The organism is Microbacterium lacus, from assembly GCF_044794305.1.
In the GTDB taxonomy this organism is placed as follows: Bacteria; Actinomycetota; Actinomycetes; order Actinomycetales; family Microbacteriaceae; genus Microbacterium; species Microbacterium lacus_B.
The window spans coordinates 2890251-2916265 of sequence record NZ_CP084996.1 but is presented as its reverse complement, the minus strand read 5'-3'; the positions used below and the strand labels follow the sequence as shown (position 1 = coordinate 2916265).

20 protein-coding genes are annotated in these 26015 nt (G+C 66.7%); 8 read left to right on the top strand and 12 right to left on the bottom strand.

What is annotated here, in order from left to right; genetic code table 11:
* The first annotated feature begins 140 nt into the window (after window positions 1-140).
* Window positions 141-761, top strand: coding sequence for a hypothetical protein (locus tag LG299_RS13785; RefSeq protein ID WP_404431195.1), 621 nt, complete (start codon window positions 141-143; stop codon window positions 759-761).
* Window positions 762-776: 15 nt separating this feature from the next.
* Here the strand turns inward: LG299_RS13785 and LG299_RS13780 are convergent, their stop codons facing one another.
* The 5 genes from LG299_RS13780 to LG299_RS13760 all read right to left on the bottom strand — a co-directional run bounded on the left by LG299_RS13780 (window position 777) and on the right by LG299_RS13760 (window position 11554).
* The gene (locus LG299_RS13780; protein WP_404431193.1) at window positions 777-1379 is read right to left on the bottom strand and encodes a hypothetical protein; all 603 of its coding nucleotides are present in this window, start codon (window positions 1377-1379) and stop codon (window positions 777-779) included.
* A 181-nt stretch (window positions 1380-1560) separates the two neighbouring features.
* Window positions 1561-5439 (bottom strand): DNA-directed RNA polymerase subunit beta', encoded by a 3879-nt coding sequence (gene rpoC, locus LG299_RS13775; protein WP_404431191.1) that lies wholly within the window; start codon window positions 5437-5439, stop codon window positions 1561-1563.
* Between the two features lie 48 nt (window positions 5440-5487).
* The gene (locus LG299_RS13770) at window positions 5488-8982 is read right to left on the bottom strand and encodes a DNA-directed RNA polymerase subunit beta (RefSeq protein WP_404431189.1); all 3495 of its coding nucleotides are present in this window, start codon (window positions 8980-8982) and stop codon (window positions 5488-5490) included.
* A 251-nt stretch (window positions 8983-9233) separates the two neighbouring features.
* Window positions 9234-10799, bottom strand: coding sequence for a 5-oxoprolinase/urea amidolyase family protein (locus LG299_RS13765; RefSeq protein WP_404431187.1), 1566 nt, complete (start codon window positions 10797-10799; stop codon window positions 9234-9236).
* A complete protein-coding gene (locus tag LG299_RS13760; RefSeq protein ID WP_404431185.1) occupies window positions 10796-11554 on the bottom strand; it encodes a LamB/YcsF family protein in 759 nt (252 codons plus the stop codon). The genes LG299_RS13765 and LG299_RS13760 overlap by 4 nt, the downstream gene beginning before the upstream one ends.
* A gap of 105 nt (window positions 11555-11659) precedes the next feature.
* Here LG299_RS13760 and LG299_RS13755 point away from each other — a divergent pair, with 105 nt between their 5' ends.
* On the top strand, window positions 11660-13390 hold the full coding sequence (locus tag LG299_RS13755; RefSeq protein WP_404431183.1) for an ABC transporter ATP-binding protein: 1731 nt from the start codon (window positions 11660-11662) through the stop codon (window positions 13388-13390).
* Window positions 13391-13644: 254 nt separating this feature from the next.
* The gene (locus LG299_RS13750; protein WP_404431181.1) at window positions 13645-14247 is read left to right on the top strand and encodes a DUF998 domain-containing protein; all 603 of its coding nucleotides are present in this window, start codon (window positions 13645-13647) and stop codon (window positions 14245-14247) included.
* 258 nt (window positions 14248-14505) lie between these two features.
* On the opposite strand, the gene LG299_RS13745 is transcribed toward LG299_RS13750, so the two are convergent.
* The 3 genes from LG299_RS13745 to LG299_RS13735 all read right to left on the bottom strand — a co-directional run bounded on the left by LG299_RS13745 (window position 14506) and on the right by LG299_RS13735 (window position 18357).
* Window positions 14506-15468, bottom strand: a complete 963-nt coding sequence (locus LG299_RS13745) for an ABC transporter permease (protein WP_404431179.1) — start codon at window positions 15466-15468, stop codon at window positions 14506-14508.
* A gap of 31 nt (window positions 15469-15499) precedes the next feature.
* Entirely contained in the window at window positions 15500-16504 is a 1005-nt protein-coding gene (locus tag LG299_RS13740; protein ID WP_404431177.1) for an ABC transporter permease, read from the bottom strand.
* A 161-nt stretch (window positions 16505-16665) separates the two neighbouring features.
* The gene (locus tag LG299_RS13735) at window positions 16666-18357 is read right to left on the bottom strand and encodes an ABC transporter substrate-binding protein (protein ID WP_404431175.1); all 1692 of its coding nucleotides are present in this window, start codon (window positions 18355-18357) and stop codon (window positions 16666-16668) included.
* Between the two features lie 170 nt (window positions 18358-18527).
* On the opposite strand from LG299_RS13735, the gene LG299_RS13730 reads away from it, so the two are divergent.
* The 3 genes from LG299_RS13730 (at window position 18528) to LG299_RS13720 (ending at window position 20515) form a co-directional block, all read left to right on the top strand.
* Window positions 18528-19394: a spermidine synthase gene (locus tag LG299_RS13730; RefSeq protein WP_404431173.1), complete on the top strand. Its 867-nt coding sequence runs from the start codon at window positions 18528-18530 to the stop codon at window positions 19392-19394.
* A 71-nt stretch (window positions 19395-19465) separates the two neighbouring features.
* On the top strand, window positions 19466-19996 hold the full coding sequence (locus LG299_RS13725) for a hypothetical protein (RefSeq protein WP_404431171.1): 531 nt from the start codon (window positions 19466-19468) through the stop codon (window positions 19994-19996).
* 30 nt (window positions 19997-20026) lie between these two features.
* The gene (locus LG299_RS13720) at window positions 20027-20515 is read left to right on the top strand and encodes a SprT-like domain-containing protein (protein WP_404431169.1); all 489 of its coding nucleotides are present in this window, start codon (window positions 20027-20029) and stop codon (window positions 20513-20515) included.
* On the opposite strand, the gene LG299_RS13715 is transcribed toward LG299_RS13720, so the two are convergent.
* Window positions 20502-21143, bottom strand: coding sequence for a 2-phosphosulfolactate phosphatase (locus LG299_RS13715; protein ID WP_404431167.1), 642 nt, complete (start codon window positions 21141-21143; stop codon window positions 20502-20504). The two genes, LG299_RS13720 and LG299_RS13715, sit on opposite strands and share 14 nt — an antisense overlap.
* Window positions 21144-21212: 69 nt before the next feature.
* On the opposite strand from LG299_RS13715, the gene LG299_RS13710 reads away from it, so the two are divergent.
* On the top strand, window positions 21213-21719 hold the full coding sequence (locus LG299_RS13710) for a hypothetical protein (protein WP_404431165.1): 507 nt from the start codon (window positions 21213-21215) through the stop codon (window positions 21717-21719).
* Between the two features lie 71 nt (window positions 21720-21790).
* On the opposite strand, the gene LG299_RS13705 is transcribed toward LG299_RS13710, so the two are convergent.
* The 3 genes from LG299_RS13705 to LG299_RS13695 all read right to left on the bottom strand — a co-directional run bounded on the left by LG299_RS13705 (window position 21791) and on the right by LG299_RS13695 (window position 25209).
* Window positions 21791-23257: an FtsX-like permease family protein gene (locus tag LG299_RS13705; protein ID WP_404431163.1), complete on the bottom strand. Its 1467-nt coding sequence runs from the start codon at window positions 23255-23257 to the stop codon at window positions 21791-21793.
* A gap of 8 nt (window positions 23258-23265) precedes the next feature.
* Window positions 23266-24051: an ABC transporter ATP-binding protein gene (locus LG299_RS13700; protein WP_404431161.1), complete on the bottom strand. Its 786-nt coding sequence runs from the start codon at window positions 24049-24051 to the stop codon at window positions 23266-23268.
* Between the two features lie 84 nt (window positions 24052-24135).
* Window positions 24136-25209 carry a diacylglycerol/lipid kinase family protein gene (locus tag LG299_RS13695; RefSeq protein ID WP_404431159.1) on the bottom strand — a complete coding sequence of 358 codons (1074 nt, stop codon included), beginning with the start codon at window positions 25207-25209 and terminating at the stop codon, window positions 24136-24138.
* 117 nt (window positions 25210-25326) lie between these two features.
* Here LG299_RS13695 and LG299_RS13690 point away from each other — a divergent pair, with 117 nt between their 5' ends.
* On the top strand, window positions 25327-26013 hold the full coding sequence (locus LG299_RS13690; RefSeq protein WP_404431157.1) for a hemerythrin domain-containing protein: 687 nt from the start codon (window positions 25327-25329) through the stop codon (window positions 26011-26013).
* The last annotated feature ends 2 nt before the right edge of the window (window positions 26014-26015 follow it).

Genomic DNA, 26015 nt, shown 5'->3' with positions numbered 1-26015 from the left:
ACTCCTCACGCGGGGCACGTCCCCGCAGTGCGAGGGTATCCCGCAGGGTGCGCAGGATCGCGTAGGCGTGCCGCACGTTTCACTGCGCGTACGCGATCCGCGTGCCTCGATCGCCGAAGGTCGCGGGCTATGGTGATCGCATGGCAACGCTGCTCCCCCGTCGCACCGCTGGACTTCTCGCCTCCGCCGCGATTTCTGTGTTGCTGCTCAGCGCGTGCGCACCCGAGACCCCGAGCGGATCACCCGGCGACAGCCCGGCGCCCTCAGGCTCGGCGAGCGGGACACCCACACCGAACGAAACGAATGGTGTGGATGCTTCGCCCACCCCTTCTCCGTCTTCCACGACCGTGGCGCTCCCCACCGACTGCCGCGCCATCCTCAACGCGTCGGTGTTGGCGCAACTCGAGGAAGTCCCGCTGAACGACCCCGCCTTCGGCGCATCAGGCGCTCAAGCCGACGGCAGTCTCATCTGCGTGTGGGGAGACCCCGGCGCCGACACCACGAGCCTGGTCACCACGATCGAGTACGTGAACAGGGGTCCGGCGCTCGACATGCTCAATGCTCTGGCGAACGACGAGGGCTTCACGTGCTTCACACCCGACGGTGGCACGCGGTGCGAGAAGACCTGGCAGAACGAGACCTACCCCGTCACCGACGGTCGCACCCTGTTCTGGCGTGACGATGTGCTCATCGACACGAGGTACTCGAACCTCGCGCCGTCGGGCTACACCTCCGCGATCATCGTGAGCATGTGGGGCTGATTCACCGCGGCTGATTCACTCCCACACGTGTTGGGCCATCCGGGCGCCGTAGGCATCGAGATGCAGTCCGTCCTCGATGCTCGCCAGCCACAGGCCATCCCGAAACGCGTGCTCTTCGAAGACATCGCCCTGGAGCCGGCTGCAGGCGAGGGTCGCAGCATCCGTCGTGCACGTGAATCCCTGCCCGCGCAACGCTATCTCGGCGATCGGCACTGCTCCCTCGGGGATGGCCGACAGCGTCGTGGAGACGGACCGATCGCCGTCGAAGACCCATGAGCAGCTGATCTGCACCGTCGGGGTGACCGCATCGATGAGGGCGGTCTCTGACGTGGCCGGCGCCGTGTATCCCTGCGAAAGGAGCGCGCCCGATGTCCAGGTGAGTTCCGTCCACACCGTGGTGGGGTAGAGACTCCGGCAATCCTCCGCGCGGGATCCCACACCGACAGGCTCTGCCGCCTCGACTTCCGGGTTGAAGGCCGATCGAAGGGTGTTTCCGGCCCAGTCGGTAACCACGGGTCCCATCGGCAGCGCGTACCAGACGAGGACTCCGACGACAGCCGCACACAGCAGGCCCACGGGCACGGCGATGAAACTGTTGCGACCGCCGATTCGCGCCATGCTCACCTCCCCTCGACAACGGTAGGCACCGGATGCCGCGGCCGCCGCTCGGCGCGCTGGACACGCGGGTTAACGCACGAACGGCCCTGGACAACCAGGGCCGTTCGTGCGTGTGACCTGCCGAGATCTCGATACGGCGCTGGCGCGCCTACTTGATCTGGACCCGAGTCACGTCTCGCGTCTAGTTATATGACGTGAAGTCGCCGTCGGTGGAGAAGCTGTCGAAATCGACGTAGCTCAGGTCGGCGTCGTTGAACGCACCGTCCGAGGCGAAGATGCGGTTGGGGTACCGCTCGCTCTTTGCCTCTTCCGTCGCCTCGACCACGACATCGCGGTACTTCGCGAGTCCGGTTCCGGCGGGGATGAGCTTTCCGATGATGACGTTCTCCTTGAGGCCGACCAGCGGGTCGCTCTTTCCGTCCATGGCCGCCTGCGTCAGAACGCGGGTGGTCTCCTGGAAGGAAGCAGCCGACAGCCACGACTCGGTCGCGAGCGACGCCTTCGTGATACCCATGAGCTCGGGACGACCGGACGCGGGGCGCTTGCCCTCGGCCACAGCCGCACGGTTCACGTTCTGGTACTTCTTGAAGTCGACCAGCTCACCCGGAAGCAGCGTTGTCTCACCGTGGTCGACCACGGTGACCTTACGCAGCATCTGACGGACGATGACCTCGATGTGCTTGTCGTGAATCGGCACACCCTGCGAGCGGTACACGCCCTGGACGCCGTTCACGAGGTAACGCTGCACCTCGCGGGCACCCATGACACGCATGACCTCCTTGGGGTCGAGCGTGCCCACCAGGATCGGCTGACCGACCGTGACGTGCTGGCCGTCTTCGACAAGAAGCGTCGCACGACGCAGAACCGGGTAGACGTGCGGCTCGTCGCCGTTGTCGGGCGTGAGGATGACCTTCTTCGCGCGGTCGGTCTCTTCGATCGTGATGCGACCGTCGGACTCGGCGATCGGCGATGCGCCCTTGGGGGTACGCGCCTCGAAGAGCTCCTGCACACGGGGCAGACCCTGCGTGATGTCATCCGCCGAAGCCGAACCACCGGTGTGGAAGGTACGCATCGTCAGCTGGGTACCGGGCTCACCGATCGACTGGGCCGCGATGATACCGACGGCCTCGCCGATGTCGACGAGCTTGCCGGTGGCGAGCGAACGGCCGTAGCAGTTCTGGCACACACCGACAGCCGACTCGCACGTGAGCACCGAGCGCACCTTGATGGTCTCGACACCCGCCTCGACCAGCTTGTCGATGAGCACATCACCGATGTCGTCGCCGGCCTCGGCCAGTACCTCGCCCGAGGGCGAGACGACCTGCTCGGCAAGGCTGCGCGCGAACACCGAGTTCTCGACGTTCGCATCCTTGACCAGCACACCATCGGTGCCCGCAGTAGCGATCGGCAGCTCGAGACCCTTGTTGGTGCCACAGTCCTCTTCGCGGATGATGACATCCTGCGAGACATCGACGAGTCGACGCGTGAGGTAGCCCGAGTCAGCCGTACGGAGGGCCGTGTCGGCCAGACCCTTGCGGGCACCGTGCGTCGCGATGAAGTACTCCGCCACCGAAAGACCCTCGCGGTACGAGGAGATGATCGGACGGGGGATGATCTCACCCTTGGGGTTGTTCACCAGGCCTCGCATACCCGCAATGTTGCGGATCTGCAGCCAGTTACCACGAGCACCCGACGACACCATGCGGTTGATGGTGTTGTCTTCGGGGAAGTTGTCGCGCATCGCCTTCTGGACCTCGTCGGTCGCTTCGGTCCAGATCTTGATGAGCTCCTGGCGACGCTCGGCGTCGGTGGTGAGACCCTTCTCGAACTGGCCCTGAACCTTTGCGGCCTTCTTCTCGTAGCCCGCGACGATCGCGCCCTTGTTGGGGGGCGTGAGGATGTCGGAGAGAGCAACGGTGACACCCGAACGCGTGGCCCAGTAGAAGCCGGCGTCCTTGATGCGGTCGAGGCTGGCTGCCACTTCCACCTTCGGGTACTCCTCGGCGAGCTTGTTCACGATCTCGGACAGCTTGCCCTTGTCTGCCTGCTCGCGCACGAACGGGTAGCCCTTGGGGAGCGTGTCGTTGAAGATCGCCTGACCGAGCGAGGCGTTGAGCAGACCGTGGCGCTCGTAACCCTCGGGCGCTTCCCCCTCGAGGAACGTCAGCCCCGGGATGCGGATGCGCACCTGGTCCTGCAGGTCGAGGGTGCCCTCGTCCTTGGCCATGATCGCCTCTGCGACCGAACCGAAAGCACGGCGCTCGGCAACGGACTTATCGGTCGCCTTGACCGTGGTCAGGTGGTGCAGGCCGATGATCATGTCCTGCGAAGGCAGGGTCACGGGGCGACCGTCGGACGGCTTCAGGATGTTGTTCGATGCGAGCATCAAGACGCGAGCCTCGGCCTGGGCCTCGACCGACAGCGGGAGGTGCACAGCCATCTGGTCACCGTCGAAGTCGGCGTTGAACGCCGCGCAGACGAGCGGGTGCAGCTGGATGGCCTTACCCTCGACGAGCTGAGGCTCGAAGGCCTGGATACCCAGGCGGTGCAGGGTGGGCGCACGGTTGAGCAGCACAGGGCGCTCGCGGATGATCTCTTCGAGAACGTCCCACACCTCGGGGCGTGCGCGCTCGACCGAGCGCTTGGCCGCCTTGATGTTCTGCGAGTGACCGAGGTCGATCAGGCGCTTGATGACGAACGGCTTGAACAGCTCGAGGGCCATCTGCTTGGGCAGACCACACTGGTGGAGCTTGAGCTGGGGTCCGACGATGATGACCGAACGACCCGAGTAGTCCACGCGCTTGCCGAGCAGGTTCTGGCGGAAACGACCCTGCTTTCCCTTGAGCATGTCGCTCAGGGACTTGAGGGCACGGTTACCGGTACCGGTGACGGGGCGACCACGGCGACCGTTGTCGAACAGTGCGTCGACGGCCTCCTGGAGCATGCGCTTCTCGTTGTTGACGATGATCTCGGGGGCACCGAGGTCGATCAGGCGACGGAGGCGGTTGTTGCGGTTGATCACACGGCGGTACAGGTCGTTGAGGTCGGAGGTCGCGAAGCGGCCACCGTCCAGCTGAACCATCGGGCGAAGCTCCGGCGGGATCACCGGAACGACGTCGAGAACCATGGATGCCGGGCTCATGCCCGTCTGCAGGAACGAGTTGACGACCTTCAGTCGCTTGATCGCACGGATCTTGCGCTGGCCCTTGCCCTCAGAGATCTGCAGACGCAGCGACTCGGACTCTTCGGCCAGGTTGAAGGCCTCGAGGCGACGCTTGATCGACTCGGCGCCCATGTAGGCCTCGAAGTACTGGCCGAAGCGGTCCTGGAGCTCGTGGAAGATCTCGTCTTCGCCCTTGAGGTTGCCCACCTCGAGGGTGCGGAAATCTTCCCACACCTTCTCGAGACGAACGATCTGGTCGTCCGAAGACTTGCGGGTCTGGGCCATCTCCTTTTCGGCGGCGTCCTTGACCTTCTTCTTCTGGTCGGCCTTCGCGCCTTCCTCTTCGAGAGCGGCGAGCTCCTCCTCCAGCTTCTGGAGGCGAGCCGCGATCTTCGCGTCGCGACGGTCGGCGATCGTCTTGAGCTCAAGACGGATGTTGTTCTCCTGCGTCGCGAGGTCGCGGTGACGCGCCTCGTCGTCGACCGAGATCACCATGTAGGCGGCGAAGTAGATGACCTTCTCGAGGTCCTTCGGTGCCATGTCGAGCAGGTAGCCCAAGCGCGAGGGGACGCCCTTGAAGTACCAGATGTGGGTGACGGGTGCGGCGAGCTCGATGTGACCCATGCGCTCACGACGAACCGAGGACTTGGTGACCTCGACGCCGCAGCGCTCGCAGACTATTCCCTTGAAGCGGACGCGCTTGTACTTGCCACACGCGCACTCCCAGTCACGGCTCGGTCCGAAGATCTGCTCTCCGAAGAGGCCATCCTTCTCGGGCTTGAGCGTGCGGTAGTTGATGGTTTCGGGCTTCTTGACCTCACCGTAAGACCAACGACGGATGTCGTCGGCGGTGGCCAGGCCAATACGCAGCTGGTCGAAAGTTGTTGACTCGAGCACTAGTTCTCCTGTGTGCCTAATAAATCTCGGTGTCGAATACGTGCCGGATCAGATCTCGTCGATGGACGAAGATTCGAAGCGGCTGGAGATGTTGATGCCGAGCTCTTCCGCAGCGCGGAAGGCGTCATCGTCGGTGTCGCGGAGGTTGACCGGGTTACCCTCTGCGTTGAGCACCTCAACGTTCAGGCAGAGCGACTGCATTTCCTTCATGAGCACCTTGAACGACTCGGGGATGCCGGGCTCTTGGATGTTCTCGCCCTTGACGATCGCCTCGTACACCTTGACGCGGCCAAGGATGTCGTCGGACTTGATCGTGAGGAGCTCCTGGAGCGCGTATGCGGCGCCGTAGGCCTCGAGTGCCCACACCTCCATCTCACCGAAGCGCTGTCCACCGAACTGCGCCTTACCACCCAGCGGCTGCTGCGTGATCATCGAGTAGGGGCCCGTGGAACGTGCGTGGATCTTGTCGTCGACAAGGTGGTGCAGCTTCAGGATGTACATGTAGCCGACTGAGACGGGAGCCGGGAACGGATCGCCGGAGCGACCGTCGAACAGCAGCGTCTTTCCGCTGGAACCGATCAGACGCTCACCGTCGCGGGTGACGTTGGTCGAATCCAGCAGACCCTCGATCTCCGACTCGAACGCGCCGTCGAACACCGGGGTCGCGACCTTCGTGCCGGGCGCTGCTTCGAGCGCCTCGGTCGGGAGGTTCTTGGCCCACGCCGGCTTGCCCTCGACCTTCCACCCCTGCTGAGCGATCCAGCCGAGGTGGAGTTCGAGAACCTGACCGAAGTTCATTCGACCGGGGATACCGAGCGGGTTCAGGATGACCTGGACCGGCGTGCCGTCCGCAAGGAAGGGCATGTCCTCGACGGGGAGGATCTTCGCGATGACACCCTTGTTGCCGTGACGGCCGGCAAGCTTGTCGCCCTCGGTGATCTTGCGCTTCTGAGCGATGTAGACCACAACGCGGCGGTTGACGCCCGAGCCGAGCTCGTCGTCGCCATCCTCAGCGTTGAATTCCTTGACCGCGATGATCGTGCCCTGCTCACCGTGGGGAACCTTCAGCGAGGTGTCACGGACTTCGCGGCTCTTCTCGTTGAAGATCGCGCGGAGCAGGCGCTCCTCGGCCGAGAGCTCGGTCTCGCCCTTGGGCGTGACCTTGCCGACGAGGATGTCACCGGGACGAACCTCGGCGCCGATGCGGATGATGCCGCGCTCGTCGAGGTCCTTCAGCAGGTCGGGGCTGACGTTGGGGAGATCACGGGTGATCTCTTCCTTGCCGAGCTTGGTGTCGCGCGAGTCGACCTCGTACTCCTCAATGTGAATCGAGGAGAGCGTGTCGTCCTTCACGAGGTCCTGGCTCAGGATGATCGCGTCTTCGAAGTTGTGACCCTCCCACGTCATGAACGCCACGAGGAGGTTCTTACCGAGGGCGAGCTCGCCGTTCTCGGTGGCGGGACCATCAGCGATGACCTCGCCCTTCTCGATGCGGTCGCCCGCAGAGACGATGACGCGCTGGTTGTACGACGTGCCCTGGTTGGAGCGGTCGAACTTGCGCAGGAAGTAGTCCTGGGTGCCACCCTCGTCGAGCTGGATGGTCACGACGTCAGCCGAAACCTCCATCACGACACCGGCCTTCTCGGCGGTGACGACGTCGCCGGCGTCGATGGCTGCGTAGCCCTCCATACCGGTTCCGACCACGGGCGACTCGCTGCGCAGCAGCGGGACGGCCTGACGCTGCATGTTCGCACCCATGAGGGCACGGTTGGCATCGTCATGCTCGAGGAAGGGGATGAGCGAGGTCGCGACCGACACCATCTGGCGCGGCGAGACATCCATGTAGCCGATCTCTTCTGCGTGGAAGAGGTCGACCTCTCCACCCTTACCGCGACGTGCAAGCACGCGGTCCTGGGCGAAGTGTCCATCAGCCTTGAGCTCGGCCCCTGCCTGGGCGACGATGAAGTCGTCCTCTTCGGATGCGGTGAGGTAGTCGATCTGCTCGGTGACCTTGCCGGCGACAACCTTGCGGTACGGCGTCTCGATGAAGCCGAACGCGTTGATGCGCGCGAACGATGCGAGCGAACCGATCAGACCGATGTTCGGGCCTTCCGGGGTCTCGATCGGGCACATGCGACCGTAGTGCGACGGGTGGACGTCACGGACCTCGACACCTGCGCGCTCACGCGAAAGACCACCGGGGCCGAGGGCCGAAAGGCGACGCTTGTGGGTCAGACCCGCGAGCGGGTTGTTCTGGTCCATGAACTGCGAGAGCTGCGACGTACCGAAGAACTCCTTGATCGCGGCGACGACGGGGCGCACGTTGATCAGGGTCTGCGGGGTGATCGCCTCGATGTCCTGCGTGGTCATGCGCTCGCGAACGACGCGCTCCATGCGGGACAGACCGGTGCGGACCTGGTTCTGGATGAGCTCGCCGACGGCGCGAATACGGCGGTTGCCGAAGTTGTCGATGTCGTCGGTGTCGAGGCGGATCTCGGCGGACTTGCCACCGCGCAGGCCGTCGAACGTCGTGTCACCACGGTGCAGACGCGTCAGGTACTTGATCGTGGCGACGATGTCAGCCACGGTCAGCACCGAATCGCTCAGCGGCTGGTCGAGACCGAGCTTCTGGTTGATCTTGTAGCGACCGACCTTCGCGAGGTCGTAGCGCTTGTGGTTGAAGTAGAAGTTGTCGAGCAGAGCGCGGGCAGCCTCAGCGGCGACCTGCTCGCCCGGACGGAGCTTGCGGTAGATGTCGCGAAGCGCGTCTTCTTTGGTGACGATCGTGTCTTTCGACAGTGTCTCTTCGATCGAGTCGAAGCCGGCGAACTCGGCGAGGATGTCTTCGCTGGTCAGGCCCAGGGCCTTGAGGAAGACGGTGACCGACTGCTTGCGCTTGCGGTCGATGCGCACGCCGACCTGATCGCGCTTGTCGATCTCGAACTCGAGCCATGCGCCACGGCTGGGGATGATGCGCGCCGAGACGATGTCCTTGTCGGAGGTCTTGTCAGGCGTCTTGTCGAAGTACACACCGGGCGAACGCACGAGCTGCGACACCACGACACGCTCGGTGCCGTTGATGATGAACGTGCCCTTGCCGGTCTGCAGGGGGAAGTCGCCCATGAAGACGGTCTGCGTCTTGATCTCACCGGTCTGGTGGTTCATGAACTCGGCCTCGACGTACAGCGGGGCGGCGTAGGTCTTGCCGCGCTCCTTGCACTCGTCGATCGAGTACTTCTCAGGCTCGAGGTACGGGTTGGTGAAGCTCAGCTGCATCGTCTCGCTGAGGTCTTCGATCGGCGAAATCTCTTCGAAGATCTCTTCAAGGCCGCTGATCTCGGGGACATCGGTGCGACCGGCGGTCTTCGCCTCTGCAACACGAGCCTTCCAGGCGTCGTTGCCGACGAGCCAGTCGAAGGACTCCGTCTGCAGCGCCAGGAGGTCGGGGACCTCCAGCGTGTCGGAGATCTTGGCGAACGAGAGGCGGGATGCTCCGCGGCCGTTCTTGTTGGTGGTGGTGGATGCGTTGCGCGCAGCAGCCAAGGGGATAACCTCCGTGGGCCCGTATCCGGGCTCGTTTCCTTGTCGTCAGGTGGAGTGCTCCGTCATTCCCCGAAAACCTGGCGCCGCGCACGCCAGAAGCCGTGAGGCAAAAAGCGGGGGCACGCAAGCACAGCCGACCACCATATGAGGGCAGGGGGAACTAGAGCGCAACTACCAACTATACGGCGCATGCCACGCCATGGCAAGCCGGGTTCTTGAATTTCTTGCGAAGGTGGGGTATAACTCCACTCTCACGCGGATCGTGCGTGCCGAAAACGGATGCGGGTACCCGGCCGCGTCTGCGCGAGGAGGTCGAGCGAAGCATCCGTCGCCACCGCGATTACGGGATAACCGCCGGTGACCGGACAGTCGGCGAGCAGGATCGTCGGGCGACCGCTGGGCGGTACCTGCAGGGCTCCGGCGACCATGCCTTCGCTCGGCAGCTCTCCGTCGCGCACGCGGGCGAGTTCGGGCCCATCGAGGCGCATCCCGATTCGGTCGGTGTCGTTCGTCACGGTCCAGATGCTCTCGAAAAGAAGGGCGTGGGCGGATGCTGCGAACCAGTCCGCGCGCGGGCCGGGAGCGAGCTCCACCACGATTTCGTCGTCGTGCGGCGCGCCCCACGGCGCGACTCCGGCCGCGGGGATTTCGCCGACGGTGTCAGCCCCGACCGCGAGGGCGTCGCCGGTGCGCAACCGGTCAGGACCGAGACCTGCCATCACGTCGGTGCTGCGCGAGCCGAGCGCGCGCAGCGCGTCGATGCCTCCGCGGACGGCGAGGTAGGCACGGGTGCCGTGGTCGAACCAGTCCAACGCGAGCTCGGCGTCTGCCGGCCACAGGTGGGCCTCGAACGGGTCGACGGTCGCGCCGTCGACGGTGATCGACCCCCAGGCACCGGTGACGGCGAACCACAGGTCGCCGGCGGCGACCGCGCGGAAACCGCCCATCGTCACCTCGATCGCCGCTGCCCCCTCGGCGTTGCCCAGGAGACGGTTCGCCAGGCGCAACGCGCCGCGGTCGAGGGCGCCCGAGGGCGCGACCCCGAGCGCGGCGGAGCCGGGGCGGCCGAGATCTTGCACCGTGGCGAGCAGCCCGGGCTCGAGCACGCGGAGGGCAGCAGCATCCGTCGTCTCGTTCCGCGCGAGATCAGGCGAACGCACCGAAGGAGGAGAAGGATCGCGGCGGACGACCGCACGAAAGCGCACCCGGGTTCCCGGTGCGAGCAGGGCGGGGCGTTCGGCAACCGGGTCGAACAGCACGGCGTCGGTCGTGCCGATCAGACGCCACCCACCGGGAGTTTCGCGGGGGTAGGCGCCGGTGAATCCTGCGGCCAGGCCCACCGCTCCACGCGGCACGCGCGTGCGGGGAGCCTCGAGTCGCGGCACGTCGACGTTCCAGTCCGGGCTCACGAGGTAGCCGAAACCCGGCGCAAAGCCGGTGAACGCCACCGTCCACGCTGCGGAGGAATGGCGGCGGACGAGCCCATCGGGTGTCATGCCGAGCAGCGCCGCCGTGTCGTCGAGGTCGGCACCGTCGTACGTGACCTCGAGGTCGACGACGCGGGTGTCGCGTGCGGGGGTGGATGCGGCATCCGCCCCCGCACGCACGACCCACGCCCGCGCCGCTTCAAGCGACAACACCGCCGGGTCGACGCGCACGAGGACGGTCCGGGCGGCCGGGACGAGATCGATGACGCCAGCGGGGCGGGATGCCTCGAGTCGGCCGTGCAGCGCGAGCACATCGTCGAGCGACTCGGTCTGAACAAGAATCGCCCGGTCCCCCATCGGGAGGATCACCGGCTCGACGGGCGAACTCACCACGGCGCACGCACCGAGATGCCGTGCGCGTCGAGCGCTGCGCGCACCGCGCAGGCCATCGCGAGCGCGTCGGGTGAGTCACCGTGGACGCAGAGGGATGCGGCATCGACCACCACAAGCGACCCGTCGATCGCCTTCACCACGCCGTCATCGACGAGCCGCACCGCTCGCGCGGCGACCACCTCGGGGTCGTGCAGCAAGGCGCCGGGCTCGCCTCGCGGGACAAGGGTTCCGTCCGGCCGGTAGCCACGATCGAGGAACGCCTCGCGCACGAACGGGATGCCCCGGGTCGAGGCGGCGCGCTCGATCGCGGAATCCGCGAGACCGAGCAGAGCAACAGGGCGGCCGAGCACTTCGGACAGCATCGACACCGTGTGCGCGACGGCATCGGCCTGCTCGGGGTCGGTCGACACCGCGTGATACAGCGCGCCGTGCGGCTTCACGTACCGCACGTCGGCACCCGCCTCGACGAGAGCGGCGAGCTGCGCGGCGACCGACGCCGCGAGATCCTCCCGGCGCATCGACATCGGCAGACGGCCGAAGTTCGCGGTGTCGGGATAGGACGGATGTGCACCCACCGCCACCCCGAGGTGCGCCGCCCGGGCTGACGCTGCGCGCATGGTCGCCGCATCCCCCGCGTGACCGCCGCAGGCGATGCTCGCGCTCGAAATCACCGCGAACATCGCTCCGTCGTCGGCCGTCGGCACGCCGTCGACCGTTTCGCCGAGGTCGGCGTTGAGGTCGATGTGCGCCATGCGCCCACGGTACCGGGGTGGCGATCGCCTCACACCGCGTTACGACTGAGTAAAGGGTGGCGGCCTGCGGGTGCAGTTCCGCGACCCGCGGGGCAGGATGGGGGAATGGCCCGCTCCACCGAACGTCCCGCTGCCGGCACGCCTCTTCTGCAGGTGCGCGATGTCGCTGTGCAGTTTCAGACCATGGACGGGCCGGTGCACGCGGTCGAGGCCGTCGATTTCGACCTGAACGCGGGCGAGACTCTCGCCATCGTGGGTGAGTCAGGCTCGGGCAAGTCCACCACCGCGATGGCGACGATCGGGCTGTTGCCCGGCAACGGCATCGTCACCTCGGGCACCATCATGTTTGAGGGGCAGAACATCGTCGGCGCGCCCGAGAGCATCATGCGCACGATTCGTGGACGCTCTATCGGGCTGGTCCCACAAGACCCGATGTCGAATCTCAACCCGGTTTCGAAGGTCGGCACGCAGATCGCCGAGACCCTTCTCGCTCACGGCCTGGCGACCCGCAAGACCGTCGATCAGAAGGTCATCGAGACACTCGAGGCCGCGGGCCTGCCCAACGCCGCGGAGCGCGCGAAGCAGTACCCCCACGAGTTCTCGGGCGGCATGCGCCAACGCGCGCTCATCGCGATCGGGCTCGCGTGCAACCCCAAGCTGCTCATCGCCGATGAGCCCACGAGCGCCCTCGACGTCACCGTTCAGAAGACCATCCTCGATCAACTGCAGCGGATGACCAGCGAGCTCGGCACCGCGCTCATGCTGATCACGCACGACCTCGGCCTCGCCGCCGAGCGCGCGTCACGCGTCATCGTGATGCACCGCGGACGCATCGTCGAGCAGGGTTCCGCGCGGCAGATCCTCGAGGATCCTCAGCAGCCCTATACCCAAGCCCTTGTCAGGGCTGCGCCGTCGGTGGCGGCGGTGCGGTTGCGCCCCGAGGCTTTCAAGAGGCCGGATGCTGCGGCCCTCACACCTGTGGCGGTCACAGAGCGCGAGGTCGAGGCATCCCCTGTCGACATAGCCGCCGACGCCGCCGCGAAGCCCGTCGACAACATCGTCGAGATCGAGAACCTGACCAAGACGTTCAAGGTGCGCGGCAAGAAAGAAGACTTCGCCGCCGTGCAGGATGTCTCGCTGTCGATCCCGCGCGGCGAGACGGTCGCGATCGTGGGCGAGTCGGGCTCGGGCAAGACGACGACCGCGCGGATGCTGCTCAAGGTCATCGAGCCCTCCAGCGGAACGATCCGCTACGAGGGGCAGGATGTCACCGCGCTTAAGGGCGCAGAGCTCAAGGACTTCCGCCAGAAGGTGCAGCCGATCTTCCAAGATCCGTACTCATCGCTGAACCCGATGTTCACGATCGGGAAACTGATCGAAGAGCCCTTGTCGTTCTACAAGCGCGGCTCGGCAAAGGAGCGCACTGCGCGGGTGCGGAAGCTGCTGGATGACGTCGCTCTGCCCTCGTCGATGATGTCGCGGTACCCGGCTGAGCTCTCGGGTGGTCAGCGCCAGCGCGTCGCGATCGCGCGCGCGCTGGCTCTCGAGCCCGAGCTGATCGTCTGCGACGAACCGGTCTCGGCACTGGACGTTCTCGTGCAAGAACAGATCCTCACGCTGCTGCGCGACCTGCAGAGAGAGTACGGACTGAGCTACCTCTTCATCTCGCACGACCTGGCGGTCGTCCGACTGATCAGCGACTACGTGTGCGTCATGAAAGACGGGCAGCTGGTCGAGGCCGCGACCTCAGAAGAGATCTTCACGAACCCGCGCGACCCCTACACCCGGCGCCTGCTGGCCTCGATCCCCGGCAACGAGCTCGACATCGCGGTTTGAGGGGTGCGGCGCCGCTCGTATGCGGTGCCGTCATCGCGCGATCGCGTGGGCGGGGCAGATGGGCGTCGGTGGATGCTTCGGCGGTATCAGCTCGTGTGTTGTTGCTGCCTGCACGCTCGAGGATCGACTTCCGCGTGACTCAACACGCGTCGCGGGGTCAAGGTTCATGTGGGTCAGGCCGTTACCGCGAGCTTCCGGGATAGAGTGCCGCGCAGGAGGATGCCCATGCTCGCTGGAGGTACGGCTGTGCACGGTTGAGTGTCGCGGAGATCGCCGCCGTCACGGCGCTCATCGCCGGCGGGATCACGGTGGGGCTCATAGCCATCCTTCACGTCCTCAAGCCCGAATACGACCCGTCCTGGCGGATGATCAGCGAGTACTCCCTCGGGCGACACGGGTGGGTCATGCGCCTCGCCTTCATCACGATGGCCATAGCGCTTGGGGCGACGTGCCTCGCATTGTGGCCGTTCGCCGGCGCGTGGACCATCGGTCTTGCCGTCATCGCACTCGGCGCACTCGGTGCCGCATTCATCGATGCCGATCCGATCATCACTCCGCGCGCCCATGCCACGCCCGTCGGCAGGGCGCACACGGTGCTGGGCGCTGTGCTGCTCGCCGGCTATCCCCCTGCCGCGCTGTTAGCGGGGGTCGGGGCGGCACCCGCGCTCGGCTGGACGCTGGCGACGGCATCCGTTGTTCCATTTGCCGGTCTGGTGTGGTTCCTCATCGCTGCTGCCCCTGCCCACGGGCAGGGCGGCTCCCCTGAGATTCGAATCGGATGGCCGGACAGGTTCTGCGTCCTCGCATACCTGGCATGGGTCGTGCTCGCCAGTGTCGGCGTACTGTCCGTGATGTGACGCAAGAGCGCCGCGTCATTGCGGATGACTCACCCGCCGCCGCCTACTGCGGCTCGGGGCTGACCGCTGCGCACCTCGCGCTCGCCGGCGCGCGAGGTGGCCGGGTAAGTCTCGAAGCGCTCGCGGTGCTCCGCCGTCACACTTCGCTTCAGGCTCCGACAGGGTGTGACAGCCCAGCGACACGCCGGCTCGTTCGGCTGTCGCAAACGGTCGCGCGGGAGCGCAGTCTGCGACAGCGGGAACGGGAGGGCGGATGCCTCAGCGCTTGCGAGTGCGGGGGTCCATCGCCTCGCGCAGAGCCTCACCGAGCAGCGTGAAGCCGAGTGCAGTGACGGTGATGCAGATGCCGGGAAGGAAGGCGAGCCACGGCGAGACCGCCAACTCGAGCTGGGCATAGGTGAGCATGCGCCCCCACTCGGCCGTGGTCGGGAGACCACCGCCGAGACCGAGGAACGACAGCGCGGCCGCTTCGATCACGGCGGTCGCCAGCGACAGGGTGCCTTGCACGATGACCGGCCCGACCGAGTTGGGCAGAACGTGGCTCATCGTGATCTTGCCACGTCCCAGCCCGAGGGTCTGAGCCGAGAGCACATAGTCCGAGTTGCGCTGCTGCAACATCGAGGCGCGCAGAAGCCGCGCGAAGATCGGCACCTGAGACACACCGATCGCGATCATGATCGATTGCTGGTTCTGCCCGAGGACCGCGGCAATCGAGACCGCGAGGAGCAGGCTCGGGATCGAGAGCATGATGTCGACGACGCGCATGATGAAGGTGTCGACCCAGCCGCCGAACATGCCACACAAGAAGCCGAGGATGATGCCGCCGAGGAGGCCGATCGCGGTCGAGATGACGCCGATCAGCAGGGAGGCGCGCGCGCCCCAGATGAGCTTCGACAGCACGTCGCCGCCGAAGCGGTCCAGGCCCAGCGGAAACTCGGGAATCTCTCCGGGCCCGGGAATGTAGGTCGGGGTGATGTATTTCTGACCCGGCAACTCGTTGGGCCCGTAGGGCGCCAACCACGGCGCCAACAGTGCGACGAGGACGAACAGGAAGATGATGACCGCGCCGACCCACGCGCTCGGGTTCTTCAGCAACCGGCGAAAGACGCCCTGCCAGAACCCTCCGCCGCCGGACCCGACGGCCAGGAGCTCGCGGTCATCGACCGCCGTGTCATCGACCGGCCCGCCGGAGGGGGCGGGGGGAAGCATCGCCGAAGTCATAGGGCACCTCTGGTGGTGGTAGGCGCTCGCATCACTGCACCCTCACTCTCGGGTCGATGAAGCTGTACGACACGTCGACGATCAGGTTGATCAGGGCGTAGCCGATGGCGATGAAGATGATGAAGCCCTGGAGTACAGGGAAGTCTCTCGTGAAGATCGCGCGATACATGAACGATCCGATGCCGGGGAAGGCGAACACCGTCTCGGTGAGCACGGCACCCGAGATGAGCAGACCTACCTGCAGACCGATCGTGGTGATCACCGGGAGGAGCGAGTTGCGCAGGATGAAGCGGTTGCGGATCGTTCCGCGTGAGATGCCCTTCGCCATTCCGGTGCGGACATAGTCCGAACCCTGCACCTCGAGGACCGACGCGCGCGTGATGCGCACGATGATGGCGAGAGGGATGGATGCCAGGGCCAGGCCGGGAAGGATCAGGTGGGTGAACGCATCCCACGCCGCATCCCACTCCCCCGTGATGATGCCGTCCAGCACATAAAAGCCCGTGTAATGGGTGGCGTCCATTCGGGGATCTTGACGACCCTCAGATGGGAGCCAGCCGAGCTGCACGGCGAAGATCCACTTGAGGATGAACGCAAGGAAGAACACGGGGATCGTGATGCCGAGGAGGCTCGCGCCGACCAGCACGTGATCGGCGGCCTTGCCGTGGCGGCGGGCCGCGTAGTAGCCCACGGGAATACCGACACCCACCGCGACGATGATCGCGAACAGACTCAGCTCGATCGTGGCCGGCAGCCGTCGGGCGAACTCTTCGATCACCGGCGCGCGGGTCTGGATCGAATTGCCGAAGTCGCCCTGTAGAAGTCGTCCGAGCCAGACGAAGTACTGCTCATAGAGCGGTCGATCGAAGCCGTAGAGCTCATTGATCTGCGCGATGGCCTCGGGGGTGGCACGCTCGCCGAGCAGGGCGACGGCGGGGCCGCCCGGCAGGGCGCGCACCCAGAAGAACAGCAGAACGCTCAGCCCGAGCATTGTCGGGATCAGCAGGAGCAGCCGCTTGCCGATGGTGGCTAGCACGTGGTGGTCTCCAAATTGCGAGCTTCAGCTCTGGAAAAACAAGGACAGGGACGGATGATCTCGATACGCGGTGGGCGCCGCTGGCGCGGCGCCCACCACTACTCGATCCAGCGGCCGCGACCCGGCGCTCTCGCCAGGCCGCGGCATCCGAAACCGCCTGATTACTCGGTCAGCTCGATCAGGTTGTAGACCTCATCCTGAACAGGGCTTGCCGGGTAGAACGCGACGCGAGCGTCGAACGCCAGCGTCGGCACCGGGTGGGCCAGCGGGATTCCCGGCAGGAACTCCATGATCTGCTCGTTGATGGCCTGGTAAGCCGCCGACTGCTCTTCTTCGGTGGCGATACCGCGCGCCTCGGTCAGCGCGTCGAACAGCTCGGGGTTGTCGAAGCCCCACTCGTTGGTCGGCAGACCGAAGAACGTCCCCACGAAGTTGTCGGGGTCGTTGTAGTCACCGGTCCAGCCGAGCAGGTGGATGCCGTGGTCACGGCTTCCCTGCATCTCGTCGAGGTATTCGCCCCATTCGCTCGATACCGGGGTGAGCACGATGCCCACAGCCTCGAGCTGAGAGCTCAGGTTCGTGAAGATCTGCTCGGGGTTCGGCATGTACGGGCGCGAGATGTTGACGGGATAGTTGAACGTGATGTTCAGCGGGTTCGCCTCTGTGTAGCCGGCCTCGGCCAGCAGTGCGATCGCGCCCTCGGGGTCGTATTCATACTCGGTGACCGCGTCGTTCCAGCCGATGACGCTGTCGGGCATGAACTGCGTCGCCGTCTCGGTGCCCTCGGGCAGCACCTGCGTGATGAGCTGCTCCTTGTCGATTGCGTGAGCAATCGCCTGGCGCACCTTGATGTCGGCGAGGTTCGACGGCGTCGGCTCCTCGACTGTTCCGGTGGACTGGTTCATCGCGAGGTAGAGCACGTTGAACGGGTCACGGTTGTACAGCTGGAAGCCGGCGTCCTCGAGCGCGCCGAGGTCGGCGGGGGCTGCGAGGTCGTAGCCGTCGATCGAGCCGGACTCGAGGGCCTGACGGCGCGCGGTGGTTTCGCCGATGACCTGGAAGATGACTTCCTGCACCTGACCCTGCTCGCCCCAGTACTCGGGGTACGCGCTCAGCGTGGTCGACTCGCCCGGCGCCCACTCGTCGAAGACGAACGGGCCGGTGCCGGTCGGGTGCGCCTGGCCGTACTCGCTCTGCACGGGCGCGTCGGCTGTGCCGCCGACCTCGTCGGCGCCGTACTCCTCGAGGGCCGTCGGGCTCTGGATGGCGAACGCGGGGAGCGAGAGTGCGGGAATGAAGCCGGCGAAGGGAGCGGTCAGGCTGATCGTCACTTCGGTCGGGCTGGATGCCTCGCAGCCGCCGTAGATCGAGGTGCCGGTCTCTTCGAAGCCGCGCATGATGACGCCCCAGTAGTACGCCATGCTCTGGCTGGCGGCGACTCCGGTGAAGGCGTTCTGACGGTCGAAGTTGAAGCAGACCGCGTCGGCGTTGAACTCGGTGCCGTCGTGGAAGGTCACGCCCTCTTTCAGCTGGAAGGTGTACTCCAGTCCGTCTTCGGACTGCTCCCAGCTCTCGGCGAGCAACGGGGCGGGGTCGGCGGTCCCGGCCTCGACGCCGACGAGGCCCTCGAAGATCTGACGCGAGACGCGGAACGACTCGCCGTCGCTCGCGAACGCGGGGTCGAGGCTCGAGATGTCGCCTGATGAGCCGAAGACGAACGTCGAGTCGACGTCGCTCGCGGCCTCGCTTTCGCCGCCTTCTTCGCGCTGGCTGGCGCAGGCAGAGAGCACCATCGCGCCGATCGCGAGGGTGGCAGCGCCGGCGAGCCAGCGCTTTTTCGAAGTGGAGAGCATGTGCTGTGCACCTTCCATGAGAATGCGGAGCCGCCCTGGTGTGGCGTCGCCCCGCGGGGGTGTGATGCTTCGACGCTAACCTCTCGCGGCTCAACGGCGCGTTGCACCTCGGTATCGATTGTGTTTCGGACTGACACGGAGTCTCACGTGCGGCCGGATACGGTGGGCGCATGGGTCGCACGCGGAACGAAGCATCCGACGCCCCGCAGGTGCGGCTCTCGGACGCAACTATCGCGACCGTCGTGCCCTCTCGGTTCGGCGGCGGGTTCGAACTCGTCGTCGACGGCACCCCCCAATCGCACGTCGATCTAGACGACCCCACCCACCTGCACTTCGAATACATCGCGCGCATGGGCGCGGTGATCGACAGGCTCCGGATGCCGCGGCAACCGCTGACCGCCGTGCACCTGGGTGCGGGGGCCTTGACGATTCCGCGCTACGTCGAGGCGACCCGGCCGGGTTCGCGTCAACAGGTGATCGAGCTCGAACCGGCACTCGTGGACCTCGTACGGGAACATCTTCCGCTGCCGAAGGGTGCGGCGATCCGGATGCGGATCGGTGATGCCCGCGCGGGCTTGTCGCGACTACCCCCGGCGCTGGTCGGGTCGGTCGACCTGCTCGTCTCAGACGTGTACTCGGGCGCGCAGACCCCGGCGCACCTGACCACGGTCGAGTTCTACAGCGAAGCCGCCGCTTTGCTCGCACCCGACGGAGTGTTGATGATCAACGTCGCCGACGGCGCCGGGCTTGCGTTCGCCCGCCGTCAGGTGGCCACCGTCCGCGCCGTGCTCGAGCACGTCATCGTGCTCGCCGAAGTGCAGACCCTCAAGGGCAGGCGGTTCGGCAACCTCGTTGTCGCCGCGTCCGCCTCGCCGTTGCCCGTTGAGTGGCTGCCGCGCCTCATGGCGGCAGGGCCGCACCCCGCGAAGGTCGCGCAGGGCGCCGAGATCGACGAGTTCGTGCGTGGCGCCTCGGTGGTCACCGACACCGACGCTGTGCCGTCACCGAAGCCCGCGGCATCCGTCTTCGACCGCTGATTCGGCGCGTCCCACGCGTGCGCATGCAATCACATTGCACACTGGACTGACGGCGGCAGAAAGGGGCCCTCATGAGCTTCATCAAGGGTTACGACCCCGACACGTTGCGAGAGATTGTTGACGCGCGTGCGTGCAAGGACCGCCTTGACGAGATCGGCGAGCAGCGGAGTCTGCCAGCACTTCTGGAGCGCGTGTGGCTGCTGAAGGTGCTCGGCCGCCTGGAGGACTCCCTCGTGCTGTCCGAAGAGTCTGTGCGCGTCGCGCGCATGGCCGGGACCCGCAAAGACCTGCTTCGCGCGAGAATTCTGCATGCCTCGGTCGAGCAGTTCCGCGGTGCGTACGCTGCCGCGGAGAACGAGTTGGCGACCTGCGCAGCCGAAGCCGAAGGCCAGGGCTGGAACGCCATTGCGGCCTTCGCCTACCAGCACCGCGGCAAGGTCTACTTCGACGCCGAAGACTTCGTCTCTGCGCGTGCCGACTTCAAGCGGGCGCTCTTCCTCCGCCAAGAAGCCGGAGCCCCGGACGACCAGCTCGAGTCGACGCTGCTCGCGATCGATGCCGCAGACCGTCGCCGCACCGGTTCGTCAGCTCTCGTCGGCTGAGTGTCGTAACTCTGTTCTACTCTCGCCGACATGTCGGAACTCCATCGCGTACGTGTGTGGGCGGATGCCCTCATTCAGACCCATCTCGACCCGTCGTGGTCGTTCGGCTTCGATAACGCCAAGCGGCGGGCGGGCCTGTGCGACTACAGCAAGAAGCGCATCAGCGTCTCGCGGTATCTCGCCGCCCGCTACGAGGACGACGAGAACCATCAGACCCTCCTGCACGAGGTCGCCCATGCTCTGGCGGGCCCCAGCGCGGGACACGGCGCCGCGTGGAAGCGGGTCGCGCGCGAGCTGGGGTACGTCGGCGGCACGACCCACAACGGCGAGACCGCGGTCGAACTCGCTCCGTGGGTGGGTGTGTGCCCGGCGGGCCACATCGCCTACCGGCACCGTCGCCCGGCGCGAGCGACATCGTGCGCGAAGTGCGCGCCACGCTACGACGAGCGCTATGTGATCGGGTGGACCCGGCGCGAGATCACTCCGGCGGCTCGCCTCGCGGCAATCACCCCGCGCTGAAGACTCCGCCGCGAAGAACGGGAACGAAGGATGCTGCATCCACCGTCGCGGCCGAGAGCACCTCTTCGCGCAGGCCGCGGTCGATGAGTTCCTGGCCGGATCCGCTGGCGGTGAGAAGGTGCCGCACCGCACCACGCAGACCCCGAAATGCCTCTGCGGCCGCGGCGGCATCGGGCGAGGTGTGATCGACCCCGAGCGCGCCGAGGGCATCGACGATGGCTCCGGCACCGAGGTGATCCTCGACCGCGAAGCGCAGGGGTTCGCCGGCGCCGGCGCGCTCTCCGGCGGCGAGTATCGATACGCTCGTGCGCACGCCGCGGCGCTGCTGCTCGGCGAGAATCGCAGCGGCGGCCGCCGAGGCGTTTCGGAGGCACCCGAGCATCACGATCGCGCCATTGGCTTCGGCCGCTTGGGCGACCGCGGCACCGTTGAGTGACACGGCGTGGGCGCGCTCGTCGAGGGGGACGGACTCACCGCGGGCCGCGGCATCCGTCACCGTCGATGAGAATCTCAGCACATCGACCACGACGACGACATCGGCCGGGGCAAGCCGAGCAAGGCCCTCGGTGCCCCAGTCCAACCGGACCTGGTAGCGATGTTGATCGAAGGGCGAAGTGCTTTCGGGCATCGAACCAGCGTACGACGGCGGGTAGGCTCTCCGCGTCCGCGGGGGCAGAGCGGGTGCGAGGATGGGCAGATGCGCATCCTCCTCAAGTTCGTCATCGATTGTGATCCGGATGCCGCGTGGCGGGCGATCCACTCACCCCGGGCGGTGGCCGAATTGTACGGCCCATTCGTCGACCTCGAGCCGATGGACCCGGCGGGGTTGCCCACGGCGTGGACACCCGGCCTCGACGTGCCCGTCCAGATGTCGGCGCTCGGCCTCGTGCCCATGGGGCAGCAGCTCATCCACACGAGCGAGAGGTTCGTGGACGAGCCCGCCGGGCGAGTGCGCATCTTCCGCGACAGCGGGATTCCGCTGACCGGCCCGCTGTCGACGCTCGACGTGTGGGACCACCAGATGGCGATCTCGCCCGTGCCGGGGCAACCCGAGCAGACTCTCTGGCGCGAGCGCCTGACGATCGCGGGCCCCTCGGCGTTTGCGCTCTGGCCTGTGCTGTGGGGCGTGTGGCAGTGGCGCAGCGCGCGCATCAAGGCGCTCGCGCCGACCTGGGCGCACGACCCCGAACTCGCCGCACCGTAGGGGGAGTCCCATTTTCTGCTCGGTGGTGCCCGCGTACCACCGTAGGTGGGACACGGCCGTCGCGCGCCAGGCTACTCGGCCAGCGCCTCGACCGGACTCACCCGAGTGGCGAGCCGGGTGGGCACCACCGCAGCGACCAGGGTCAGCACTGTCGTGGCGACGATGATCGCCACGACCGGCCAGAGCGGGACAGCGGGAAGCACCAAAGTCGGCTGAAGCCACAGCGGCGGAACCGACACCGAGCCCAACAGTGACTGGGCTCCCGCCCAGCCGTAGGCGACGCCCAAGGCCAAGCCGGTCGCCGTCGCGGCGATCGTGATGTGCGCGGCCTCGAGCAGCACCATCCGACGCACCTGACCGTTCGAGACTCCGAGTGCCCGCAGCAGGCCGAGTTCGCGCCGGCGCTGGACGACCCCGATCGTGAGCAGGTTCACCAATCCCACGCCGGCGATCACCGCTGACACAGCGACGAGACCCATCATGATCGCCGAGAACGTGTCGATGATCGTGATCATCTCGGTGGGTGGCTCTCCTCCCGCCGAAGCGACGAGTACTGCTTTGACCGACTCGAGGGCGACCGCGAACATCGTCACGAGCGTGACGCCCATGACAACGCCGATGGCCATGCGACTCGAGCGCTCGGGGTAGCGCAGGGCATTCTCGGCCGCGAGGCGTGCCGTAGCGGACTTGCCGAACAGCCGTCCCACGAGCCGCAGGACCGGAGGCATGACGAGCGTCGCTCCGAGGGCGAGGCCGGTGAACGACAGGAGGCCGCCGACGAACGCGACGACAACCCCCAGGGGTGAGACGAGCCCGATGGCGATGCCCAGGGCGAGCAGGCCAGCACCGCACACGAACAGGGTGATCGCGGTACCGTTGCGTCCGCGTCGGCGGACGGTGTCGTCGTGGGATGCCTCGACCGAACCGCCGAGAGCCGCCAGCGGCGTGACGGTCAGAACGCGCCGCGACCCCGCCCAGGCCGCGGCCCACGTGGTGAGCGCCACGATGACCGCCGGCACCAACAGGATCGGCTGAACCACCTCGAAGTCGACGTTCTCGATGCCGAGCAGGCGGTTGCCGAGAGCGATGCCGGCGGCGGCGATCGCTGTTCCGGCGACGAGACCGACGACCGCGCCGATCAGTCCGACGACGAGCCCCTGCCGGGCGATCTCGGTGCGCTGCGAGCGCGCAGATGCGCCGATCAGGCGCAGAAGCGCGATGCGCCGGGTGCGCCCGGCCACCACGGCCGAGAAGGTGTTGGCCGTCACGATCGCCGCAACGTAGACGGCGACGCCCACCAGCAGAACGGTCATGATCGACAGCACTGCGGCGAGCATCTCGCTGTCGCCGATGTAGGGGTCGGCGCTCAGGATGGCCGCGATGTACGCCGTCGCGCTGATCAGGACGACGCCGAAGGCGCTCGAGATTGCCGAGACGAGCACGCTTGCGCCCATCCCGCGCTCGCGGAGCCACGGGAGAGGTGCAGTTGCGGCTCGGCCACGATCGGCCGCGGGACGCGGCATCCGTGCCTGCGTCATCGACACGCTCACGAAGCCACCGCCCGCGTGTCGGCCGCAACGAGTTCGGACGCCAGCATGTACGCCGAGATCTCTTCGGCGCTCTGGCGCGGCTTGTCGGCGACCACGCGTCCGTCGCCGAGGAACAACACACGATCGGCGTGCGAGGCGGCGATCGGGTCGTGGGTCACCATGGCGATCGACTGGCCGTGCTCGCGACTCGCGATGGTGAGCAGCGAGAGAACTTCGCGCCCGCTGCGGGAGTCGAGGTTGCCGGTCGGCTCGTCGGCGAAGACGAGATCGGGCGCGGTCGCGAGGGCTCGGGCGATCGCGACGCGCTGCTGCTGGCCGCCGCTGAGTTCGTGCGGACGATGGCGCAGACGCCCGGTGAGCCCGAGGGTGTCGATCAGTCCGTCGATGCGGGCGCGTTCGAGCGCCGAAGGACGGCGGCCGTCGAGGTCGAACGGAAGAAGGATGTTGGCGAGGGCGTCGAGCGTCGGCACGAGGTTGAACGCCTGAAAGACGAAGCCGACGCGGCGCCTGCGCAGCAGGGTCAGTTCGAGGTCGGAGAGACCGGTGATGTCGGTGTCGCCGATCCATGCCGTTCCGGTCGTGGGTGAGTCGAGACCGGCCATCACGTGCATGAGGGTGGACTTTCCTGAGCCGGACGGGCCCATGATCGCCGTGAATTCGCCGCGGCGAATTCCGACGCTCACCCCATCGAGGGCACGCACCGCGCTTTCGCCCGCGCCGAAGGTCTTGGTGAGTTGATGTACGCGGGCTGCGAGCCCGAGTTCTGTCGAGGTGATCTGCATGCTTCGACGCTATGAAGCATCCGGGGTCCGGCGCATCGGCCGAGCGAGGCATCCGTCTACATCGCAAGGATGACGGCAGACAGGTCAGTCAGTGGTGTTGTGGCGTACATCCTGCTCGCGCGAAGGCGCGGGGGCATAGACGCGCAGCGCCCTCGGCACGATGCGGCAAGTGAGGGTGTAGCGGCCGTCCTCGCCCACGGCGGGCCGCCGTTCGAGCTCGCCGTCGTGCGCGTAGAAAGTCGCCTCGCCCGAGCGGGGCTCGACAGAGATCGCGATGTCGGTCGCCGTGATGTGTTCGATGTCGGATGCCGGGGGCAGAAGTCGCAGACCGCGCAAGACGGCCCTCGTCGCCGAACCGAACGACAGGGCGGCCACAGCCTGCACGCGCGAACCGCGGGCGTACAGCACCCGCACGTCGAGCACGTCGTCCGAGAGCGTCTGCCGCTGGAACGTCGTGACCTGGCCGGGGGTGTTGCGTCCCACACTCGCGAAGACCGACCACACACGCGCGCGGCGACCCGCGATCACGATGTCGATCGGCTCGGCTTCGCGCAGGGCACGCCAGGTGGCGACGACTCCGCCGATCCACTTTCCGAGCCTCGCCTTCCGCTTCGTGCGCTCGGCGACGAACTCCGGGTAGATGCCGATGGATGCCGAATTGAGCACAGTCGTCGTGCGTCCGCCAGCGGCCAATTCGCCCACGCTGGCAGCGATGCCCGATCCCGCCTGCAGGGCGTCGATCGCGAGGTCGACCGTCTCGATGCCCGCCGTTCGTGAGAAGTGGTTGAAGGTGCCGCCGGGAAGAGGCATGAGCGGTACGTCGAACTCGAGGGCGAGTTGCGCCATGCGCGAGACCGACCCGTCGCCGCCGTACACGCTGAGGACGCGAGGCGGATCCTCGCCCGCCATGATGTCGCGGACCACGTCGGCCATGCCCTCGTCGGGTTCGAGTTCGCGCACGAGCGCCGACGGCAGGCGCTCGCCGATCGACCGGTGCGGATCGAGGTGGATCACCGCGGTTCCGGCGTCCTTGTTCATCACGATCAGCACGCCGGCGCCGTCGGGTGACGGCCGCAGATCGATCATCTCGACGACCTGTTCGACCTCCGGCGTCGAGCGACGGGCGTCCGAAAGAGGGTTCCGCGTGTTCCGGCGCATCTCCTGAGGGTAGTTCGCTCCGGCCTGATCGCACGTGCCACCGAGACAGTCCCGGTCTTCCGCCGGGTGGCCTCGGGGGTCTATCGTCTCGACCAGCACCGACGGAAGGGGGCTCGCATGACGGCCACACCACTGCCGCACAGCGGCGACGTTCCGACCGCGAAGACCTGCGACGCGAGTGGCATGATCGACATCCATCGCATGTTCCGCCGCAGCTTCGGCGAAGGACCCGCGCTCGTCCGAGGCGTGGCCGCGGGCGATGTCGCTCACGCAGAGGTCGTGGCGGTGCAGCTGTCGACGACCTCGTCGGGGCTGCACGCCCACCACGAGGGCGAAGACGAGCGTCTGTGGGACGCGCTCGAGGATCGAGCACCGAAGTGCGCGGTCCACGTCGCGCGCATGAAAGAGCAGCACGCCGTGATGCTCGTCCACCTCACGGAACTGGATGACGCGTTGCCCGCGTGGCGCACGAACGCATCCGCGCAGGATGCCGCGCCCGTGCTGGCAGCCCTCGACGGCATCAACGCAGCACTCGCGGTGCACCTCCCCGATGAGGAGACGAACATCGTGCCGGTCATGGAGAAGACGATCACTCAGAACGAGATCGACTGGGCCGCCGAGCACGGCCGCCGCTCTGTGCCGAAGGGTCAGACCTGGAACCAGCTGGGCGCGATTCTCGCCGCACAGCCCGACGGCGGAGACGAGTGGATGCACAAGAATCTGCCCACCCCCGTACGGCTGCTCTGGCGCTGGGTGGGGAAGTCGAAGTACGCGAAGCACCGGGCGGCGCTCGAGGGCAGGTGACC

Bases quoted from the DNA above. Each gene is read 5' to 3' on its own strand.
- LG299_RS13785 (WP_404431195.1), top strand. From the start codon at position 141: ATGGCAACGCTGCTCCCCCGTCGCACCGCTGGACTTCTCGCCTCCGCC.
- LG299_RS13780 (WP_404431193.1), bottom strand. From the start codon at position 1,379: ATGGCGCGAATCGGCGGTCGCAACAGTTTCATCGCCGTGCCCGTGGGC.
- LG299_RS13760 (WP_404431185.1), bottom strand. From the start codon at position 11,554: ATGGCGCACATCGACCTCAACGCCGACCTCGGCGAAACGGTCGACGGC.
- LG299_RS13755 (WP_404431183.1), top strand. From the start codon at position 11,660: ATGGCCCGCTCCACCGAACGTCCCGCTGCCGGCACGCCTCTTCTGCAG.
- LG299_RS13745 (WP_404431179.1), bottom strand. From the start codon at position 15,468: ATGACTTCGGCGATGCTTCCCCCCGCCCCCTCCGGCGGGCCGGTCGAT.
- LG299_RS13735 (WP_404431175.1), bottom strand. From the start codon at position 18,357: ATGCTCTCCACTTCGAAAAAGCGCTGGCTCGCCGGCGCTGCCACCCTC.
- LG299_RS13730 (WP_404431173.1), top strand. From the start codon at position 18,528: ATGGGTCGCACGCGGAACGAAGCATCCGACGCCCCGCAGGTGCGGCTC.
- LG299_RS13725 (WP_404431171.1), top strand. From the start codon at position 19,466: ATGAGCTTCATCAAGGGTTACGACCCCGACACGTTGCGAGAGATTGTT.
- LG299_RS13720 (WP_404431169.1), top strand. From the start codon at position 20,027: ATGTCGGAACTCCATCGCGTACGTGTGTGGGCGGATGCCCTCATTCAG.
- LG299_RS13715 (WP_404431167.1), bottom strand. From the start codon at position 21,143: ATGCCCGAAAGCACTTCGCCCTTCGATCAACATCGCTACCAGGTCCGG.
- LG299_RS13710 (WP_404431165.1), top strand. From the start codon at position 21,213: ATGCGCATCCTCCTCAAGTTCGTCATCGATTGTGATCCGGATGCCGCG.
- LG299_RS13705 (WP_404431163.1), bottom strand. From the start codon at position 23,257: ATGACGCAGGCACGGATGCCGCGTCCCGCGGCCGATCGTGGCCGAGCC.
- LG299_RS13700 (WP_404431161.1), bottom strand. From the start codon at position 24,051: ATGCAGATCACCTCGACAGAACTCGGGCTCGCAGCCCGCGTACATCAA.
- LG299_RS13695 (WP_404431159.1), bottom strand. From the start codon at position 25,209: ATGCGCCGGAACACGCGGAACCCTCTTTCGGACGCCCGTCGCTCGACG.
- LG299_RS13690 (WP_404431157.1), top strand. From the start codon at position 25,327: ATGACGGCCACACCACTGCCGCACAGCGGCGACGTTCCGACCGCGAAG.